Source organism: Sporichthyaceae bacterium (assembly GCA_036493475.1).
In the GTDB taxonomy this organism is placed as follows: Bacteria; Actinomycetota; Actinomycetes; order Sporichthyales; family Sporichthyaceae; genus DASQPJ01.
Genome location: DASXPS010000045.1, coordinates 1 through 2,981 on the forward strand (window position 1 = coordinate 1; position 2,981 = coordinate 2,981).

Below are 2,981 nucleotides of genomic sequence, written 5' to 3' on the forward strand. Positions count from 1 at the left end.
ACGCTGGTGGGTGACAGGAGAACGCGATGGTCGACTACGTCCCCGACGGCAACAGCGAGTGGGGTCTCCAGGGAGGTACGGGCTGAGCGCAACCGAGCTGGGCGCGCCGCCGACCTGCGCAACTCCGACGCCGCCCGGCGGGTGCTGTCCGGGGAAGGCCGGGTCCCGTCGATCGGCCGCCCGTGGGCCAACCTGATCTTTGCGGGCAAGACGGTGGAGAACAGTACCTGGTCCACCGACCACCGGGGCGAGGTTGTTGTCCACGGTTGCAAGACATGGGCGCCGCCCGGTGCCGCACTGGCGGCCGAGCTGGGCAAGCGGGATTCAGCGACCCGGCCGCGTGCCCGGGCGGCTACCTCGGGCTCGTGCGCCCGGTCGACGTGCACCCCACCACCGCCGGGTGGGGTGGGGTGAACAAGCCCCGGACGTGTTCCATCGGGTCCTGTCTTAGCCCCGACCGTTCGACACCCCGATGGCGGGCCGGCTCACCGTGGCGCTGCCCGGGCCGCTGAAGATCCTTATCGCGATCGCGGCGCCAGACGAGGGCAAGACCACCTCGACCGTGCTGGACTCCGAGCGGGAGCTGGCCCGGATCCTGGTGCGCTGCCCGAGCACGGGGCACAGGCCCGGCGCTGGAGGTGGCCGGGCTGGCCGAGTCACCGCCGCGTTGCGCGCCGACGCCTACCACGTGCTGCATCTGTCCGATCATGACCGGGTTACCGGCACCCCTCCTAGCGGGAGTTTCCGGGTTATTTCGATCATGGTTGTATTCGTGCAGGTCATACTGTTGTTGATGTTCGTTGGGTGTATGACCTAAGTGCGGGGCGCCCACCGATCGAGGTCGAAGATGTCGGCGAGGCGGTCCTGGGTGGGGTGGGTCTCGGTGAGCATCCGGCGGGCTTTTGGGCGTCCACCTGTGGAGGGGTAGATCAGCACTGTTTCCTGGATGCCGGCGAGGGTGTCGAGGAGCTCGCGGACCGACAGGTGTAGGCCGTGCTGCTCGGCGTGGCGGCGCATGAGGTGAGCGATCTGCAGGGCCAGCACGCAGGTGAAGACGTGGACGCCGATGTTGTGGTCGGTCCAGTGGTGCATCGGGGAGAACGACACCAGGTGGGGGTCTTTGAGTTGGCGGAAGGAGAACTCGGCCTCGGACTGGGAGCGGTAGGCGGCTACGAGGTCGGCGACGGGCCAGGTGTCGCGGTCGGTGACCAGGATTCGGTTGCCGAAGATCTCGGTTTCCAGTGCGGCGCGGGCCCGTTCGTTGATCTCGAAGGTGAGCCGGTGTGCGGCCGGGGTGTCGCCGGTGAGTTCCCAGTCGATGACGCGGCGGGTCCAGGGGTCGTGCAGGATCTGGGTGATCTCGGTTTCGACCTTGTCGCGGGGGCGGCGGGTGCGGCCGCGGGCCAGGGTGTCGCTCAGCGCGGCGAGTTTCGTGGTGGCCTTGGCCAGGGTCTGGTCGAAACCGCGAGCCTGGGCGGTGTGCAGCGACGGTGAATGGGTGAGCACCACCCGGCGGTCGGTGCCGTAGATCTCGCGTCGGGTGTCGTGCGCGCTCAGCCCGTCGAAACGCCCGCCTTCGACCGGTGCTCGGGCGGTGGCGGGCAGGGCGAGCAGGTCGGAGCAGTCCGAGGGCGGTACCGAGCCGACGAACCCGAGCCCGGCGGCGTCGAGGTGGGCGAAGTTGGCGATCGAGTTCTGCCCGGCGTCGAACACCACCGTCATCGCTGCCGCTGCTGTCGCCGGTGTCGCTGTCGCCGGTGTCGGTGTCGCTGTCGCTGGTGTCGCCGGTGCCGCTGCCGCTGTCGCCGGTGTCGGTGTCGCTGTCTGGTGGGTGGTGTCGGGTGCGGTGGCGGTGCTCACCGCGGTGTAGCGGCGCATGAGCAGGTCGATCATGGTGGCGAACTGGGTGACGTCGGGGCGGTTGCCGGGGTAGGCGTGGGAGACCAGCGGGACGCCACCGTCGCGGGTGACGACCAGGCCCAGCCCGACCAGGCGCAGGTCGGCGCGTTTCTGCTTGGCCCGGCCCCGCGCGGCGATCGGCGCCTTGTCGTTGGCGGAGTCGATGTAGGTGGCGAAGTTGGTCATGTCCAGGGCCAGCGCGGAGGTGTCGAGCCCGAAGGTTCCGATCATCGCCAGCGCCAGCCGGTGCTCGATGGCCGTGATCTGGGCGGGGGTGACCGCGTGCATGGCGTCCCAGAACCGGCGATGGTCGCACGCCGAGGCCGCGATCTTGACCCACCGGTCCCCGGCGGTGGTCTTCCACCAGTCCGCGAACGCCCGCTTCGAGCACGGGTCCACCAGCCGGTTGAGCGCGGCCAGCACCAGGTAGGTACCCACCGACGCGCCCGCATCCGACCGGCGCGCCCCGACCACGTCGTCGATCACCTGGGCCACCCCCAGCCGATCCAGCACACCCCAGGCCGCGGCGACATCTCCGAACCCGAGATGCCGGGTCCGAGCGGGCATCGCGGCGGCGTCACCGGCGGTGACCGCGGCGTCGATGTCCGCGGCCGTGCCCAGGTAGCGCTCGGAGACCATCTTCGGCTTGCCGTCCACCCGCGCCATCTCCCGCAGGTACCAGTACGGCTTCCCGTTGATCGTCTTCCGATACAAACTAGCCACACATTAGGTCATACACCACTACAAGATCCAGAACGTCTCGACACACACAAAATCCGCAGGTCACACCCGGTCGAGCGGACGCGCCAGACCATCAAGATCGAACTATCCCGGAAACTCGGGCTAGGCCGCCCCTTCAGCGGGCAGCTCGGCGCGGGCTCTGCTGGCGGCGTCAGCTCTCACCAGACTCCACGCGCCATCTAACGCTTGTCGGCGTAGCGAGGCTCGCAGGGTGTCGACCTCGCCGCACCTACCCGGCGGTACAAAGTCGAACATGCGTTCGCGCAAAGTGGTTGATGTGCAGATCGTCGAGTCAACCTCGTTCGTGTGCGCCGCGCACGCCCGTGAGGTCACTCCGTTGG

Annotated in this window: 3 protein-coding genes; 2 read left to right on the top strand and 1 reads right to left on the bottom strand. The window is 68.9% G+C overall.

What is annotated here, in order from left to right:
- Both VGJ14_04700 and VGJ14_04705 read left to right on the top strand, forming a co-directional pair.
- Positions 1-414 (top strand): hypothetical protein (locus VGJ14_04700; GenBank protein HEY2831701.1); only part of this gene is annotated, 414 nt, incomplete at its 5' end.
- Between the two features lie 58 nt (positions 415-472).
- Entirely contained in the window at positions 473-817 is a 345-nt protein-coding gene (locus VGJ14_04705; protein HEY2831702.1) for a hypothetical protein, read from the top strand.
- On the opposite strand, the gene VGJ14_04710 is transcribed toward VGJ14_04705, so the two are convergent.
- Complete coding sequence (locus VGJ14_04710; protein ID HEY2831703.1) at positions 814-2,613, bottom strand: hypothetical protein; 1,800 nt, start codon at positions 2,611-2,613, stop codon at positions 814-816. The genes VGJ14_04705 and VGJ14_04710 overlap by 4 nt on opposite strands.
- Positions 2,614-2,981 lie beyond the last annotated feature (368 nt).